Source organism: Streptosporangium sp. NPDC000509, assembly GCF_042898365.1.
Taxonomy (GTDB): domain Bacteria; phylum Actinomycetota; class Actinomycetes; order Streptosporangiales; family Streptosporangiaceae; genus Streptosporangium.
On sequence record NZ_JBIAYX010000017.1, the window covers coordinates 157531 to 174681 of the forward strand.

Annotated in this window: 11 protein-coding genes; 1 reads left to right on the forward strand and 10 read right to left on the reverse strand. The window is 71.6% G+C overall.

The genetic code is table 11. The features are described 5' to 3' along the window. Positions 1 to 41: 41 nt before the first annotated feature. Both ACFY3D_RS29420 and ACFY3D_RS29425 read right to left on the reverse strand, forming a co-directional pair. Complete coding sequence (locus tag ACFY3D_RS29420) at positions 42 to 1157, reverse strand: nitronate monooxygenase family protein (protein WP_362504135.1); 1116 nt, start codon at positions 1155 to 1157, stop codon at positions 42 to 44. 244 nt (positions 1158 to 1401) lie between these two features. After that, positions 1402 to 2316 carry a DUF3068 domain-containing protein gene (locus ACFY3D_RS29425; RefSeq protein ID WP_389985202.1) on the reverse strand — a complete coding sequence of 305 codons (915 nt, stop codon included), beginning with the start codon at positions 2314 to 2316 and terminating at the stop codon, positions 1402 to 1404. A 130-nt stretch (positions 2317 to 2446) separates the two neighbouring features. Between ACFY3D_RS29425 and ACFY3D_RS29430 the strand changes: the two genes are divergently transcribed. Then, on the forward strand, positions 2447 to 3682 hold the full coding sequence (locus ACFY3D_RS29430) for an acyltransferase family protein (protein WP_389985205.1): 1236 nt from the start codon (positions 2447 to 2449) through the stop codon (positions 3680 to 3682). Here the strand turns inward: ACFY3D_RS29430 and ACFY3D_RS29435 are convergent. The 8 genes from ACFY3D_RS29435 to ACFY3D_RS29470 all read right to left on the reverse strand — a co-directional run bounded on the left by ACFY3D_RS29435 (position 3603) and on the right by ACFY3D_RS29470 (position 17053). Next, entirely contained in the window at positions 3603 to 4733 is a 1131-nt protein-coding gene (locus tag ACFY3D_RS29435) for a DUF3068 domain-containing protein (protein ID WP_389985208.1), read from the reverse strand. The genes ACFY3D_RS29430 and ACFY3D_RS29435 overlap by 80 nt on opposite strands. Beyond that, entirely contained in the window at positions 4730 to 9034 is a 4305-nt protein-coding gene (locus ACFY3D_RS29440; protein ID WP_389985211.1) for an alpha-(1->3)-arabinofuranosyltransferase, read from the reverse strand. The genes ACFY3D_RS29435 and ACFY3D_RS29440 overlap by 4 nt, the downstream gene beginning before the upstream one ends. Further along, complete coding sequence (locus ACFY3D_RS29445) at positions 9035 to 10306, reverse strand: glycosyltransferase family 4 protein (protein WP_389985214.1); 1272 nt, start codon at positions 10304 to 10306, stop codon at positions 9035 to 9037. A gap of 240 nt (positions 10307 to 10546) precedes the next feature. Next, positions 10547 to 10678, reverse strand: coding sequence for a hypothetical protein (locus tag ACFY3D_RS29450; protein ID WP_350946543.1), 132 nt, complete (start codon positions 10676 to 10678; stop codon positions 10547 to 10549). A 139-nt stretch (positions 10679 to 10817) separates the two neighbouring features. Beyond that, on the reverse strand, positions 10818 to 12593 hold the full coding sequence (locus tag ACFY3D_RS29455; protein WP_389985217.1) for a hypothetical protein: 1776 nt from the start codon (positions 12591 to 12593) through the stop codon (positions 10818 to 10820). Next, positions 12593 to 13363, reverse strand: coding sequence for an FkbM family methyltransferase (locus ACFY3D_RS29460; RefSeq protein ID WP_350946541.1), 771 nt, complete (start codon positions 13361 to 13363; stop codon positions 12593 to 12595). The genes ACFY3D_RS29455 and ACFY3D_RS29460 overlap by 1 nt, the downstream gene beginning before the upstream one ends. 191 nt (positions 13364 to 13554) lie before the next feature. Next, positions 13555 to 15780, reverse strand: a complete 2226-nt coding sequence (locus ACFY3D_RS29465; RefSeq protein WP_389985220.1) for an acyl-CoA dehydrogenase — start codon at positions 15778 to 15780, stop codon at positions 13555 to 13557. A 223-nt stretch (positions 15781 to 16003) separates the two neighbouring features. Continuing rightward, positions 16004 to 17053 carry a hypothetical protein gene (locus ACFY3D_RS29470; protein ID WP_389985223.1) on the reverse strand — a complete coding sequence of 350 codons (1050 nt, stop codon included), beginning with the start codon at positions 17051 to 17053 and terminating at the stop codon, positions 16004 to 16006. Positions 17054 to 17151: the final 98 nt, after the last annotated feature.

The following is a 17151-nucleotide window of genomic DNA, read 5'->3' on the forward strand; positions in this document are numbered from 1 at the left end:
CTCTGATGAGTTCTTAGCCCATTCCTTCGGACATGAGCTACCTACTCACCGGTAATGCGACCCAATCGTTCCATTGCCTCGACGTACTGCTCGATCATGCCGAAGACGACGTCCCTGGTGGACCTGACCTGGTTCATCGCGCCGATGATCTGCCCGGCCGGGAAGGTCGCCAGCTCGGTCGCGTCGGAACGGCCGATCCTGCGGAGCGCGTCGGAGATCAGCATGAACTGCAGCGGCATGGGGAGCGTGCCGGGCGACTCCTGGGACTCCCAGGCGTCGGTCCACTCGTTCCTGAGCAGCCGGGCGGGCTTGCCGGTCCACGACCGCGAGCGCACGGTGTCGCGCGAGGTCGCCCCCAGGATGCGGCGCTTGACCACCTCGGAGGTGTCGGCCTCCTCCACGGCGAGCCAGATCGATCCCGTCCACACGCCCTCGGCGCCGAGCGCGAGCCCGGCCGCCATCTGGCGGCCGTCGCCGATGCCGCCCGCGGCCAGTACGGGGACGTCGACGGCGTCCACGACCTGCGGGATGAGGACCATCGTGGAGATCTCCCCGGTGTGCCCGCCCGCCTCGGTGCCCTGGGCGACGACGATGTCCACCCCGACCTCGACCTGTTTGATCGCGTGCCGCGGGGTGGAGGCGAGCGCGGCGACCTTCACCCCCTTGGCGTGCGCCTGGTCGACCACGTCGGCGGGGGGCGGGCCCAGCGCGTTGGCGAGCAGTGCGATCGGGTGCCGCAGGGCCACCTCGACCTGCGGGCGCGCGGTGGCGTCGGTCCAGCCGAGCAGCACCTTGCCCGCGTCCGCGTCGGCCGAGAGCGGTGGCACGCCGTGGGAGGCGAGCAGGCCGTCGACGAAGTCCCGGTGGCCCTGGGGGATCATCCCCTGGAGCCGTCCCACGAGGTCCTCGGGCGAGTCGACGCCGAGGTCGGAGCCCGCGTACGAGGCGGGCATGACCACGTCGACGCCGTACGGTTTGCCGTCGACGTGGTCGTCGATCCACTTGAGCTCCATCTCGAGCTCCTCGGGGGTGAAGTAGAGGGCGCCGAGCACGCCCATCCCCCCCGCGCGACTGACCTCGGCGACGACGTCACGGCAGTGGCTGAACGCGAAGATCGGAAATTCAATCCCGAGCATGTCGGTAACACGTGTCCGCATGCTGCGACTGTACGACCGCGTCAAACTAACTGCAACGCGTTCTAGTGGAGAACCTTTCTTTCGATGGAAAACCTAAGCTACTCGCGAGTAATGAAGCGGGGAAAACGATGGAACATGTTCCAGCGACACGTCCAGGGAACGATGGTCCACAAGGTTCGCGGCGAACGGAAAAGGGAGGCCGCGGGCACGTGCCCACGGCCTCCCTCCACACCTTCCCCGTCGAGGGCCCGGCGCCCCCGGTCTCTCACATGTCCCTGCGGCGCCTCACGAGCAGGGCGCCGGTGACGACCAGGGCGAGGCCGATCAGCAGGAGCACCAGCGGGATCATGGTCTTGAGCAGCGTGATGCTGTTCCTGCTGTCGAGCGCGTTCTTGACCAGGTCGTCCACGGTGTTCTGGGTCATCTTCACGTCGGCGGCGAAGGCGAGCGAGCGCTCGACGCCGTCCGAGGTCTTGAGCACGTCGTGGCGCCGCTGTTCCTGCCGCACCGGCGAGCCGGTGGCCGGCTCGATCCAGAAGGTGTTGACGCCGTCGTAGACGCGGTCCGCCTGCACGTCGCCGGGATCGTCCATGCCGAGGATGGAGGCCGGGACGGTGACGGTGTCGATCTTGGTCGGCGGGACGGCCTGCTCGAACCGGTATACCGAGAGCCCTCCGACCCGCTCCTCACCGACGAACTTGGCGTCGAACGCCTTGCCGGTGATCGCGTTGAACACGCTGTACGTCTTCTTCTCGACGTCGAAGGGCCACTTGTAGATCTGCCCCTGGAGTTGCACGGGGGTCTTGTCGACGTTGACGTTGCAGCAGTTCACGCCCTCGCCCGTGTACTTGTTGAACGCGCTGCGACGCTCGCTGAACGAGATGAGGGGGTTCTGGTTGGTGACGTCGTTGACCGCCGTGGCCTCCTCCCAGACGACCCGGTCGCCTTCGGCCGCGGTAACGTCCCCCCTGGTGGTGACGGTAATGTCAAGGTCGCCCTTCACCACCTTCAGGTCCCCGGGGCTGAAGTACTGGGCGTCGACGGCCTCCAGCTTGCTGATGCCGTACTGGTCGGCGGGGGCGGCGATGAGACCGGTCGCCACCTGGAACCGCACGAGCGGTGCCAGAACGATGAGAAACGCCCCGAGTCCGATGAATATCAAACCGATGACGCGACGCATCGCTCCTCCTGGGGCCGCCCGCTACACATATATCCCGCTCACCCTATAACAAGTTCCATTTCGCGATATGTTAGTGCTGGCAAACATCCACAGTCACCAGGGATGCCGAAAAGTGACCGAAACAGGTTCTATGCCGGTTCACCAGGGGTCCACCGGCAGGGACGTGCGGGATCTTCCCGCGGTCGGCGGGCATCTCGACGCGATGGACGGCGTCCGCGCGGTCGCCTCCTTCGGTGTCCTTCTCTACCACGTGGCGAGCACGACGGGCGCCTCCCTCAGGGAGGGGTTCCTGCCCGCCCTGCTCTCCAGGGGTGACATCGGGGTGCCGATCTTCTTCCTGCTGTCGGGCTTCCTCCTCTACCGGCCCTGGGCCGGCGAGGTCGTGCGGGGTGAGGCGCCCCCCGGCGCCGGCGGCTACCTGTGGAAGCGCGCGCTGCGCATCCTGCCCGCGTACTGGCTCGTGGTCGCCGTCGCGCTGCCGCTGTGGTCGTGGCCGCAGGCGGCCGAACCCGTCAACTGGCTGCCCTTCCTGCTGCTGGTGCAGAACTACGTGCCGGAGCCGTGGTGGGCCGGCGCGAGCCCGCCGGGGCTCGGGCAGATGTGGAGCCTCTCGGTCGAGATGACCTTCTATCTCGCCCTCCCGCTCCTCGCCGTCGCGCTGCGCGCCCTCGGGCGGCGCGGCGCGGACCCCGCGGCCAGGGCCAAGCGGCTGCTCGTCGGCATCGGCGCCCTCGCCCTGGTCTCCCCCCTCTGGGCGGTCTTCAGCCACATCCCCGCGCACCGCCCCGAACTCGGGCTCTGGCTCCCCCGGTCGATGCTCTACTTCGCGACGGGCATGGCCCTCGCCGTCGTCTCGTTCTGGGCTCACGCCGAGACCGACACCGACGCCCCGGTGCGGCGGCTCACCAGGGGGGTGCGCGAGTCGTGGGTGACCTGCTGGATCATCGCCGCTTTCGTCTACGTCGTCGCGGCCAGCCCCATCGCGGGAGGCCGCCTCTTCGAGGTCCAGGACCTGTGGACGGACATCTTCGAGATGACCCTCTACACGGTCTTCGTCCTCGCCCTGCTCTCTCCCGTGGCCCTGCAGACCTCCGAACCCTCGCCGCTGCGCTCGCTGCTCGGCAACCGGGTGATGCGCTATCTCGGCCGCATCTCCTACGGCGTCTTCCTGTGGCAGTTCGTGGTGATCGTGGGCTGGTACGAGCTGACCGGGCAGCAGAGCTTCAGCGGCGATCTGCTCACGACGCTGGTGGTGTGCACCGCGTTCACCGTCCTGCTCGCCGACCTCAGCCATCGGCTGATCGAGGCTCCGGCGCTGCGGCTCCGGAGCCGAGGTCGGGGGCGGGGGCGACGCCGCCGCCACTGACCCCGGCACCGCCCTTGCCCCCCACACCGCCTCCGACCTCGCCACCGTCGTCGAGGCCTTCCGCACCACCCGCGACGCCCTCACCGTCCGCGCCTCCGCTCCCGGCAGCGGGATCATCGGAGGCGGGAACGGCGGAGGCGCGACGCTGCAGGCGCAGGCCCGCGACCAGCAACAGCACGCCGAGCACGGCGCACGACAGCGGGATCACCCGGTTGACGAGCGTCGCCCGGCGAAGAAACTGCCGCGCCTCCCCCGCGTTCCACCGCTCGTCCCCGGTGCTGGTGCGCATGTCGGCGGCGAGCGCGACCAGCCGTCCCGCGCCGTCATCGGTGCGCAGGGTCTTGACCAGGTTCTCCCTGATCCCGATCACCATCCCGCTCTCCGGTTCCACCCAGAAGGTACGGGTCCCTTCGAGGTAGGCGTTGACGGGGAACGTCTCCCTGCCGCCCAGCCCGAGGACCGTCCCCGGCAGTTCCATCGCCCGCTGAACGAGCCGCTCGTTGACCAGACGCTGCGCGTAGCGGTTGACCCGGACGCCGTACAGGGTCTCGATCCCCTCGAAGCGGGCAGCCACCGGACGCCGGACGAGCGGGTCGTAGACCTGGTAGGCGACCGGCCCGGCTCCGAAGGGCCAGCGGAACACCAGCCCGCGCGGGGCGGGGTTGCCGTTCTCGTCGACGTAGTTCTCGCAGCAGTTGACCGCCTGCCCCGTACGGCGGTCGAACGCGGCCCGCCGCTCGTGGTAGTCGATGCGCCGCCCGTCGCGGGTGGCGAGGGAGACGAACTCCGTCCACACCGCGACGTCCGGCGTGGACCTGACCGTGTCCCCGTATCTGGCCACGGCCGTCTCCAGCGGGACGCCTCGGTGCGTGCGCAGGGTGGCGGTGTCGAAGTAGGAGCCGGACTCGGTGGTCAGCTTGGTGATCCGGTCCTGCTCCGCGGGCAGTACCAGACCGCTGGGATAGATGTAGAGGCGCACCAGCGCGGCCAGCGTGATCAGGAAGGCACCGGCGACCAGGACGAGCACACCGCGCGGTCTCCGGCCGATCATCGTCGCTCCACGGGTTGGAGGTGATCGTCCTTCTCCCACGCCCGTAGCCAACGGCGGGGCGACCTCGACACGCGCGCCGCGGCGAACAACAGGCCCACCGCGACCAGGGAGAGATACTGCGCTCCCACCGCCCCCGTCTCCCCGCCGTAGCCGAGCGCGAGACCGGCCGCGCCGAGCGCCGCCACCACCGGGAACGGCGTGAGCAGCACCCGGCCGATCCTGTACAGCCGGCCGCCCGCGCTGTGCTCGGCCCCCGCGATGCCTCGCAGCCACAGGGCGAGTGCCGCCACCAGACCGGCCAGGGCGGCACCGGCCCACCCCTCGGCCACCAGGCCCAGCACGAGGGCCGGCGGCCACAGCCAGGCCGCCCGCAGCACCGCGGGCGGCGACGCGGGAAGCTCGCGGAGCGGGCGGCGGGGGCGGACCAGGGCGAGCGCGACGACCAGCGCGACCAGCACCCATCCCACGACCAGCGACATCCGATACAGGCCGTCGGGGGCGTACGTCATCACCACGGTCCCGCTCCCGGGGGGCAGCAGCCACGCCTGCCGCCACCCGTCCAGCCTCGCCGGTTCCAGCACACGTCCGTCGAACGACGCCTGCCAGCCCCTGTTGAAGTTCTCGCCGAGCGCCAGGTAGGAGGGCTCCGTCGTGGAGACCCTCACCCGGCGCTCCCCCGCCTCCCAGCTCTCCACGGTCGCGGGCCGCAGGATCACCTCCGGCGCCGCGACGTTCCCGGCGCTCCCCGCGTTCCCGGTGCTCTCGGTGCTCTCGATGCTCCCGGCACCGCTTCTGTTCGGGCTTTTTGGGCTCTTCGGGCTCTCTGCGGCATTCTTGGCGTCGTTCGCGGCACCGTCGCCGCCCCCCTCGCCCTCCGCGTCGGCGGCGCGCAGGACCATCGAGTCCACCCGGAAGCCCTGGAGCGCGGCGGCGCGCACCCGCAGCGTGCCGTCCCGCGTCTCCACCGCCTCACAGGCCCGGTAGCCGACCGGACGGCCGTTGAACAGGTCGCCCAGGGTCCCGCTGTGGATCTCGGTGGGCGTCGCGACCCCGTTCACGGTGAGCGTCGGGCCGAGCCCGCAGGGCATCCTCACCGGCTGCGTGTCCGGGGTGGGCAGCGGCTCGACCCCCGGGATCGCCACCCCGAGCACCTCCATCCGCCAGGAGCCGAGGGCGGCGAAGGTGAGTTTCACCCGGCTCGCCCTCATCGGCGCGAAGTGGATCCACCCGTCCTTCGAGGCCCAGGCGTACCGGACGCCGTCGTCGGTCGTGACGGTGACCCGGACCGGCGGAGCGCCCAGCCTGGTGTCGGGGAAGTCGACGCGCAGCCGGGACAGGTTCACCTCCCTGCCCAGCTCGAAGGAGAGCGAGGGCTCCAGGTCCTTGTCCCCGGCGTACCAGATGGTCCTGCGGTCGTCGTCGAAGGCCGCGTAGGCGCCGGTGGCCGGGATGTCGCTCGCGGTGGAGGAGGCGGTGGCGCGGGGGAAGCTCCCTTCCGGCATCAGCACGGTCTCGGCCACCCGCCGGTCGGTGAGCACGGCCCTGCCCTCCAGCGTCTGCCTTCCCTCGGCGACGGGGACCAGCCTGTCGAAGGCGTAACCGTCCTCGCCCACGAAGCGCAGCCTGTCCGCGCAGGTCCAGGCGTAGGAGCCGAGCATGCAGCCGGGGGCGGTGTCCGTCCGGCTGGTCACGACCGTCTGCCCGGGCGAAGCGGGGTCGGCCGAGGAGGCGGACGAGGAGACAGGCGGCACCACGAGCGTGCGCTCCGCGCGGACCCCGGGAATGGACAGTTCGGTGATGCCGACCCGGGGGTTGGGGTCACGCAGGACGCCGGTGACCCGGATCCGGATCCGGGACGTCTCGCCCTGCGGAACGTTCAGCCGCTCCCACAGCGAGGTGAGGCCGAGCCGGGTGCGCACCCTGCCGGTGTCGGTCTCGACCATGACCTCGGAGACCGTCACCGTCTCCTCCGAGCGTTCGAAGACCGCCTGGATGAAGGGCACCGAGGTCGGTTTGGCGAGCTGTACCTCCAGCCACTGCTCGGTGGCGGGCTTCCAGCCGGTGGAGCGCCAGCCGGTGCGCAGGTCGAAGTCCACCGCCGCGTACGGCTGCTGCCCGCTGTCGCGGGTTCCCGGGGTCACCCCGAGCCCGGACTGCGAGGAGGAGGCGGTCACCCCCTTGATCCCGATGAAGGCGGCGACGGTGCCGGGATCGGACCAGCCGGGGTCGGTGAGGTCGTAGGCGGGCCCGTACCCCTCGTAGGGCTCGTCCGGCGTCATCGTCTCGCCGTACGGCCTGCGCAGGTCGCTCACCACCAGCTCGCGCCGCCGCATGGTGTCGGTGAGCACCGTGTCGGCGGCGGGGATCGCGTCCGCTCCGGGGTCGTCGCCGAGGATCACCGGCCGGTCGTCGTCGAGGACCCCCTCCTCGGCCATGGTGAGCAGTGCCTCGGGACCGCCGGAGACCCGCAGCGGCCGCCGCGCCGCGACCGTGCCGACGACGGGACGCGCCCCGGTGACCTCGTAGATCTCCAGGGACGCGTACGGCTGGTCGAGCCAGCTCGCGCCGGTCTGGGAGTCCTCGAAGCCGACCGTGGGCCCGAAGCCGCGTACCCGGGTCAGGCCGGGAGAGCGGTCCAGCGCCTCGTGCACCCGGGCGGGCCACGCGTCACCGAAGGCGACCCTGTCGAGGTCGTTGCGGATCAGCAGGTAGCGCACCCCCATCCGGCGCAGCGTCCGGGTGAGCCCTTCCGATCCCTGCCCGTTGGCGAAGCGGTCGTCGATCGCCTTGACGAGCCGGTTGGAGCCGGCCGTACCCCACGGCACGATCGTGTTGCTCACCCAGCGGGCCTTCTTCAGCAGCGGCTGGAACGGCTCGTCGAGCGGGCGCCCCCAGGTGTACTCGCCTCGCCGGGCTCCGGGCAGAACCAGCACGGTGCCCTCCTCTGCCCGGTCGTCCAGCCAGGAGGCCGCCTGCCGCCAGTGCTCGGGGACGTCGGCGAAGGCGCCGCTCGGGGCGATGCCCGCGGTGGCGACGGGGACGAGGGTGAGCCCGACCAGCCCGGCCCCCACCACCACGGCGGGGAGGCGGACGGCGGGCCTGCGCGCTCCCACGTAGGAGACGAACGCGGCGAGTCCGAGCACCAGCGGCAGCCGTACGAGCGCGTTGAACTTGTGCAGGTTGCGGAACGGCGCGAGCGGGCCGTCCAGCAGCGCCCTGAGGGGTTCGGCGAGCGGCCCGGCGTGGCCCGCGACGAGGACGGCGACACCCACGAGCGCGGTCAGGATCAGGAAGGTCCGCTCGGGCGTGCGCGCGAGGGTGAGCCCGGCCAGTCCCAGCCCGGCGACGAGCGCGGTGACCAGCACGAGCCAGGGCACGGTCGCGTGCTCGTAGGCGGCGGGCAGGAAGGGGCGTCCGTCCACCGGCAGGAAGGCGACCCAGCTGTTCATGCCGCGCAGCACGTTGGTGAGCGAGCCCACGACCGTGGTCGTCCACGCGTTCTCGGTGAAGGGCATGAAGGAGAAGACGTAGCGGCCGAGCATCACCAGCGGGACGAGCCACCAGAACGACACGGCGGCGATCGCGGCGAGCCACCAGGCGATGAGCCGCCGCTTGCGCGGGCCGCGCGCCCGGGTGAGCAGGTAGATCATCGGTACCACGAGCACGGCCAGTTCGGCGGCGGCGTTGATGCCGCCCGCGAACAGGAACACGAGCGCCGACAGGCAGGCGGCTCTGCGCGGGCTCGTCTCCCCCTGCGCGCCCCTGACGAGGAAGAGCAGCACCCAGGGCAGGACGGCGCTGGGGGCGAACTCCACGGAGTTGAAGCCCATGAGCGCCTGCGCGTGCGGGGCGAGCGCGTAGGCGAGACCGGCCAGCACCCCGGCGAGCTGCCCGCCGATCCGCAGCGCCCTGGCCAGCTGGGCGACGCCGACGAAGGCGACGCACAGGATCAGCGTCACCCAGAGCCGCTGCACCACCCACGGAGGCATGCCCGCGTTGATCAGCAGGGTGTAGAAGGGGCCCATCGGGAAGATGTAGCCGTACGCCTGGTTCTGCAGGTGTCCCAGGTAGTCCTGGTCCCACATGCTCAGCGCCTGGGAGAGGAAGCCGATCGGGTTGATCGGCATGTCCAGCTTCGTCTCGGCGATGAGCATGCCCGGCGCCATGTGGAAGGCGACGGCGGCGAGGAAGAGGCACCCGGCGAGCAGCCTGAGCCTGCGGCGGAGCCCGGTGTCGGAGGCTCCGAACTCGGAGGGAGGTGCGGAAAGGCGGGTGATCCACGCCTCGGGGATCACCGTCACTTATGGCGGGTCGGTCTCACCCACGGCGAGACAGAGATCGGATACATGAAGGTGGCGGCCGTTTTTAGATAGTTCTGTGGTGATTAGTCCGGTCATCGTAGCGCCCGTTCTCCCCCAGGTGAATTCGGCCGCCCAGAGCCTGCACGCCTGCTGGATCTCCTCGCGCCTGGCCGGGTCCGACAGTTCCCGCAGCGCGCGGTCCACCACGTCGGCGAGCGCCTCCCCCTCCCCGACCAGCCAGCCCGTGACACCGTCACGCACCGAGTCGCGCAGTCCCGCGACGTCGTAGGCGACGGTCGGGACGCCGAGCGCGGCGGCCTCGATCACGGTCAGCCCCCAGCCCTCGAACTCCGAGGCGGTGACGTTGACCCGCGCCGCCCCCAGGATCGCGTTCTTGGCGGCCTCGGGCAGGAAGCCGTGCAGGTGGACCCGGTCTTCGAGGCCGCGGCGGGCGGCGTGTGCCGTGAGCCGCTCCTGTTCGCAGCCGCGCCCGATGACGTGCACGTGGATGCCCGGCCACGCCCCTTCGAGGTCTCCCGCGAGGTCCACCACCCGTTCGACGCGCTTGTGGCCCACGAGCCTGCCGAGGTAGACCACCGAGGGGTCCCCCGCCACGCCCTCGCCGCTCGCGACCAGGCGCGCCACCGGGCTGCCGTTCGGGATGATCTGGATCGGCGCGAGCCAGCCGAGCCGCTCGCGCAACTCCTTCCTGGAGGACTCGGAGACCGTGACGGTCGCGCGGCGCCGGTAGACCAGCCGGGCGACCGGCCCCTCGATGAAGCAGCCGATACGGGCCAGCCAGCGCGGGAAGAAGGCGTAGAACTGGCGGTCGTGCACGTGGTGCACCAGGGAGATGACGACCGTGCGCCGTCCGGTGACCAGGGGGGCGAAGAAGGGGATGCCGTTCATGCAGTCGATGACGACGTCGAAGCGCCGGCGCCGCAGCAGCATCCAGAGCGGGACCAGCAGATAGACCAGGAACGGGTTGCCCATCCGCCGCAGCGCGATGCCGTCGCGTTCCTCGGCCGAGGACTGCCCCGCCTCCTTGGAGGTGACGAAGGTGACCGACGCTCCCTGCCCCACCAGGTGGCGGCTCACCTGCCAGGCGTACTCCTCGGCGCCCCCCGCCACCGACTGCAACGGCTCACGGAAGTTCAGGACGGCGACGCGCACCCCGCGCAGCAACGGCCGCTGCCGCGCCGTCGCGGCCACCAGGCCCGCGGGGGACGGGCCCGACGCCCGGCGGGTCGCCCTGGCGCCCTGTCCGGCCACGACCACTCCTATCTCCGAATTCTCCGAGCGCTCCGTGCCCCCGTACGCTCCGCACTCTCCGGACGAGGTGTCACTTTATGGGGTGAATGTCGCTGTCCGGCGTGCGAGAACGACGGCACCGAGGGTTTTCGCGCATGCGGCGGCCAGGCCCTGTCTCGTCGACGTGATCCGGAGCGGGTCTCCGCCCCCGAGGGCCGGATGCTCAGGTGAGCGCCAGGACCGATCCGCGGCCTTCGCGCGTCACCTGTTGCCGTAGTTGTAGAGCGGCCTGTTGGGCGGCTCGGGGGTCGGTGCCGCGACGTTCACGACGGCCACCGAGGCTCCGACCGCCAGCACTGCCCCTACCGCCAGAGCGGCAATCACTCGCAACACCCGAGTTCTCCCTCCAACGCGCGGTCGTGCGGTCTGCCTGACAGTAGAACCTGATACAGGTAATCAGCTAGTCAATCGACGAAAGTGTGTGGAAAATGCTACCAGCTGGTAAATCTCGGTGTATTCGCGTCCCAGAGGATCAGAGGCGGTACAACACGAGCTCCTGACCAGCGAATATCAGCCGCGCGCCGGGCAGTCTGGAACGAAACAAGTTCTCGCTCGACCTCTGGACCAGCACGTGGCTGATCCCCTCAGCGGCCAGCGGGCCGGTCAGCGGGCCGGACCCCGCGAGGATCGCGCCGACCTTGCGCGCCCTCGGATCCTCGCCCGCGAGGACGAGCCTACGACCGTCTCCCAGCCCGACCGGCAGACCGTCGTTCCAGACGACCTCGCGCCGGAAGGACTTGACGGCCGGGTCGAGCACCACCCGGCCCCCGTTCCAGCCGAATACCCGGTAGGCCCCCCACGGCAGCGTCAGCAGCGCCCCCGGCGCGGGATCCGCGTCCACGACGCTCCGCACCCCGGACCAGTCCGGGTGGTAGTCGACCGCGACCAGCCGGCCGAACGCCCCCATCGCGAAGGTGGGCAGCACCAGCAGGGGCAGCACGAGCATGCCGGGACGGATCACCGGGGACAGGCGCGCGGTCACCGCGGCCAGGCCGACCGCCTGCAGCAAGGCGAAGGGGGCGAGATAGAGCTGCCCGTCGCGGAGCGGCCCGAAGCCGGGCCACAGCCCGACCAGCGCCTCCACCGCCCCCGGCAGGAAGGCCCCGGCACACGCCACCGTCAGCCCCGCCACCGAGGCGACCGTCAGCCCACCCCAGTACGCGGGCCGCCCGCTGTCCCGCCCGCCTCCAGCCGTGCCCCGTCCGCTCTTCGCGACCGGCCCGCCCCCGGCCACGTGGCCCGCCGACGGCCACCCCCGCGCGAGGAGGGCGTACCCGGTCACCGCCGCCACGGCCACCGCGAGCCGGACGAGGGCCGACCACCAGGTCTCCTGTCCCGGTACGGCCGCTCCGGAGTTCCACACGCCGCCGAGGGTGAGCAGGCTGCCGAGGGTGCCCAACGGGCCGTCCGCCCGTGGTGCGAAGGCCCGGACCCCGGCCGGATCGGTGACGGCGGAGCTGCCCAGCGCCGGAACCAGCCACGGCAGGCTCAGCACGGCGACGGCGAGCAACGCTCGCGGCGCCCGGCGGCCCGCCACCGGCACGACCGCCATCGCCGAGACGAGCATCGCCTGGAAGCCCCCGATCGCCGCGGGGATCAGCGCGAGGACCGTCCTGCACATCCCCCCTCGGGTGACCGCGCGTACCGCCCACGGCAGGCCCGCGTACCCGAGCAGCAGCGCCCACTGGCCGAGCAGCAACCGCTGGGCGAGGTAGACGTTCCAGGCGTAGAAGACCGCGGCGACCAGCCGGGCGACCCGGCGCTCCCCCGGCACCAGGGCCGCGGCACCCGTCGCGGCGAGCACGAAGATCCCCAACAGGATCGCCTTCTGCACGATCTGGCCGGGAAGGACCGAGGAGAGCAGGGCCACCACGAGGTCGCTCGGCACGGCACGGGGGAAACCGCCGCTCCGCGCCGGGATCGGCGGGTCGGGCACGAACACCATGTCGTAGCGGAGCACGAAACCGGAGCCGAGCGCGGGCCAGAGCGCGAGCACCCCGAGGGCGAGCCCCACCAGGGCCGGGACCAGGAACGACGCGAAGACGTGCCCCGCGGCCGGGTGCGGGACGGGGGTGCGGGGGGCGAGCGCGCGGGAGGCGAGGGCTCGGGGGGTGAGCGCGCGGAGGGCAAAGACGCGGGAGGCGATGGCACCGAGGGCGCCGAGGGCGAACATGCGGAGGGCGGTGGCGCCGAGAGCGGACACGCGGGGGGCGGTGGCGCCGAGAGCGGACACGCGGGGGGCGCGCACTACGAGACGGTGGGACGGAACAGCACCATGTTCACGTACTCACCGCCGGGCCTGACGAGACGGGAGACGAAGCTCCGCTCCACCTCGCCGACCGCCGCCGCCTGGTGGGCGGCCAGGTCGAAGCCGTCCAGCGGAACCCAGGTGCCACCGGTGAGGACGGAGCCGGTGTAGCCCCACTCCGCGAGCTGGTCGACGACCAGGCCGATGTCCTGGTGTCTGGTCTCCAGCTCGACCAGCAGGACGGGCCGGTCCCGGTGGACGGTCCGCGCGGCGCCGCGCAACGCGGCGAGTTCGTGACCCTCCACATCGACCTTGATGAAACGGACGTCCTTCAGGTCCAGCTCGTCGATGGTGACGGTCGGGATGTCCACCGGCACCCCCTCCCCCTCGCCGTGGACGAGCGAGGCCGTGGCCTCCGCTCCCCGCCCACCGCCGGGTATCCACAGCCGCGCCGTGCCCGAGCTGTCCGAGGCACCCGCCGCGATCACCCGGACGTCGGGAAAGGTCCGCCCGAGCATGGCGGCCAGGCGGGGGTTCGCCTCGATCGAGACGACGTCGCAGCCGAGCCGCCGAAGCCTCGCGGTCCACGGCCCGTACCAGACGCCCACGTCGACAGCGGTGCCGCCGCGTGGCACGAACTCCTCGGCACGGGCCAGTTCGGCGTCCAGCCGGGGGTAGACCCGGCGGATCAGGGCGCCGAACCAGCGCAGCGGGATCGCGCCGGCCACGGCGCTCCGGACGACCACACCTGGCCGGAACCGCATCGACATGCGCGAAGCCTAACCGAAGGGGTCAAACCCGACTTGTACTGAAATAACCGGTCTTTACCTGCGGTGTCCGCCCGCAGGATCACAGGCGGGCGAGAACGCGCCTTCCTTACGCTCACGACGGGAGGTGGGTCACTCCCCGGGCGCGGGCACTCAGGACGAACCGAGCACGTCCCCTCACCACGGCAAACGGCTCACTTCCCCGGCTCGGGGTCGCGGGGCAGGCCGAGCATGCGTTCGGCGATGATGTTGAGCTGCACCTCCGTGGTACCGCCGTAGATCGTCATGGCCCGGGTGGAGAGGACCGCGCGGTTCCAGTAGCCCGCGTCGCCGAGCTTCATGTCGGCGGCGACGACGGCCGAGGAACCGAGCAACGAGACCGCGCACTCCGAGACGTGCTGGGCGTGCGAGGTGGACAGGAACTTGCGGACCGATGCGTCGGCGCCGGGCTCCTGGCCGGTCAGCTGCTTCAGGGTCACCCGCAGTCCGAGCGCGGCGATCGAGTGGCCCTCGCAGACCACGTGGGCCAGTTCCTGGCGCTCGGCGGGGGCCAGCTCCCTGCCGAGGCGCCCGGTCAGGCCGAGCAGGTCGGGGACGGACGAGCCGGTGCCGCCGGAACCGGAGGAGAGCGAGACCCGCTCGTTGGACAGCGTGTTCCTCGCGACCTTCCAGCCCTGCCCGACCTCGCCGACGACGAGCTCGTCGGGGACGAACACGTCGTCGAGGAAGACCTCGTTGAACAGGTTCTCCCCCGTCATCTCGGTGAGCGGCCTGACCGTGACGCCGGCCCCCTTCATGTCGACCAGGAAGTAGGTGATGCCCTCGTGCTTGGACCCCTCGGAGGAGTTGCGGGCGATGCAGATGCCCCACTCGGCGAAGTGCGCCACCGAGGTCCAGATCTTCTGACCGTTGAGCCGCCAGCCGCCCTCGACCTTCTCGGCCTTCATCTGCACGTTCGCCAGGTCGGAGCCCGCACCGGGCTCGGAGAAGAGCTGACACCAGATCATCTCGCCGCTCAGCGTGGGCGGCAGGAAGCGCTCCTGCTGCTCGGGGGTGCCGTATGTGACGATCGAGGGCACCACCCAGGCACCGATGATCATCTGGGGCAGCCTGACCTTCGCGGCCTTGAGCTCCTGGAAGATGAGGACCTGCTCCAGCGGCTTGGCGTCGCGTCCCCAGGGCCTGGCCAGGTGCGGCATGACGTATCCGGCGCTCGCCAGTGCCCGCTTCTGCTCCTGGCCCTCCAGCGCGGCGATCCCGGCGATCTCGGTCCGGATGCTCTCGCGCAGCTCGGCGGCCTCGTCGGGCAGCTCGATCTCCAGCTCCCGGCTCACGCCGTTCAGTGCCAGCTCCGCGACCTTCTCCGCCCACTCCCCCGAGGAGCCGAGCAGGGCGCGCAGGGTGAGCGCGCGCCGGTAGTACAGGTGGGCGTCGTGCTCGTAGGTGTAACCGATGCCGCCGAAGATCTGGATGGCGTCCTTGGCGCAGAGCACGGCCGCGTCGGGGGCGACCACACCGGCGATCGCGGCGGCGTACGCCCGTTCGTCGGCCGACACCTCGGGGCCGCCCGTCACCTCGGCGGCGCGGACGGCGTCCCACACGGTCGCGCGGGCCTGCTCCAGGGCGACGAGCATCCGGGACGCCTTGTGCTTGACCCCCTGGAACTGCCCGATCGGGCGGCCGAACTGCACGCGCACCTTGGCGTACTCGGCGGCGGCGGTCACGCACCACGACGCGACGCCCGCGGCCTCCGCGCCGAACAGGATCGCGGCCAGATCCAGGACCTGCGAGCCCCGCAGCCGGTCGAGGATCCGCCCCGCCGGTACGGTGACCGCGTCCAGCTCGACCTTGGCCACCCACCGGGTGAGGTCGAGCGACCTGACCGGGGTGACGGTCGCCGCGGAGGCGTCCACCGCGACCCACTCCTCGCCTCGGTCGGTGCTCACCGGGAGCACCAGGACGTCGGCCGACGCGCCGCCCAGGACCGGCTCGGCGACGCCGCCGATCGTGAGGGTGCCGTCCTTCGCGCGGGTGCCGGTGATGGAGGCGCCCAGCGCGACCGCACCGGTCAGCGTGCCGTCGGCGAGACCGGGCAGGAGCTCGGCCTGGGCCTTGCCGTCGGAGGCGAGGATCACGGCGCCGGCCAGCACCGTGGGGACGTACGGGCCTGGGGCGACGCGCTCGCCGAGGGCCTCGACGGCGACGACGGTCTCCAGCAGGCCGTAACCGCTGCCGCCGTGCTCCTCGGGGATGTGCAGGCCGAGCAGGCCCTGGTCGGCCAGTCCTGCCCAGAAACCGGGGCGTTCCTCACCCTCCGCCGCGACGGCGGCGCGCACGGTCCCGGACGGGATGTTGCGCTCCGCCCACCTGGTCACCGACTCCCGGAGCGCCTCGTGCTCCTCACTCAATCCGATCGCCATGACAGCCTCCAGACAGGATTCAATGCCAGAACCATATTCTAGAAGGTACTTCCATCACAACGCGCGAGATCACCTTCCGGGCACACGATCTCGCGCCGTGGACAACCGGAGAGAATCCCGCACGCCGAGACTCCCGACCCCCACCCGCCGCGTGGAGGACACCCGTTCTGTGCCCGTCCGTCGGCCTCCCCCGTGAGCCGGGGCCGGACGGGCGTGGAAGAGGTCAGAGGGCGCGGACGCTCGCCATCAGCGGAGCGATGTCGGCCCAGAGCCGCTTGCGCCCGTCGGGCACGGTCACGAAGAGCATCGAGGGCTTGCGACGGCCCACGTCGATCACGGCGAGCGCCGACTGCGAGGTGCGCTTCTTGCCGTTGACCTCATAGGTGACCTTGTAGGCGAGCAGCCATCCCTTGCCTCCGGCGGGCCGCTGCGAGGCGGTCCAGACGACCTTGCTCCCCGCGGGGTGGTGGCCGCGGATCGTCCACCTCACCGCGTTCAGCGCCGCCCTGCGGTAGTCGGCGTCGCTCTTGAGCGCCTTGGCCGGGGTGGCGCCGGGCAGCGGCCCCGAGGCGATGACCGTGCGCGGCAGACGGGTCGCGCCGACCTGCTGGCCGACCGAGAACGACGGCACGGCCTTGCTCTCCCACGGCGCCCCCAGGCTGGCGTAGGTGAGCGCGGACCTCGTGTCGGTCACCGCGCCCAGCACCGTACTCGGCGTGCCCGGCAGGACCTGCAGGGCGGTCGCGCCCGGCAGGGCCGGCAGCGTGATCGGTGAGACGGTGGGCGAGGGCTTCGCGGCGGGCATCACGGCCCTGCCGACCCCCGCCGGGTCCTTGGGCTGGTCACCGGAGAACAGGACGAAGATCAGGGCCACGATGACACCGGTGAGGACGGCGGCACCCAGGCTGTAGGCCAACCGGATCGGGATGTCGCCGATCCGCATCAGCAGGCCGCCGGACCTCTTGGTCCCACCTCGCACCTGCGGCCCGCTCTGCGCCTCCGGCCGGTCCTGCCCGCCGGACTCCGCGAACACGCCGGGCCGCCGCGCCGCGCCGGGCCATCCGGCCGCCGTGCCCTGCCCGTCGCTCTGTCCACCGTCCTGCCCGCTGCCGAGCCGGTCGCCCTGCCCCGCCGCGCTTCGCCCTCCGGCCGCGCCCGCCAGTGCCCCTCCACCCGTCCGGCCGGGCATGCCGGTCCGATCAGGGCGCCAGAGCCCCGCGGAGCCGCCTACCTGCCTGACCGGGATCGTGCCGAGACCGCCTGACTCACGCACCTGGTCGGCGTCCTCCTCAGGCTCGTCCCGCCCGTCACCCGACGCCGTACCCGGCGAGGATGAAGGGTGAGGGAACGATCCAGGAGGCCCGGAGACCA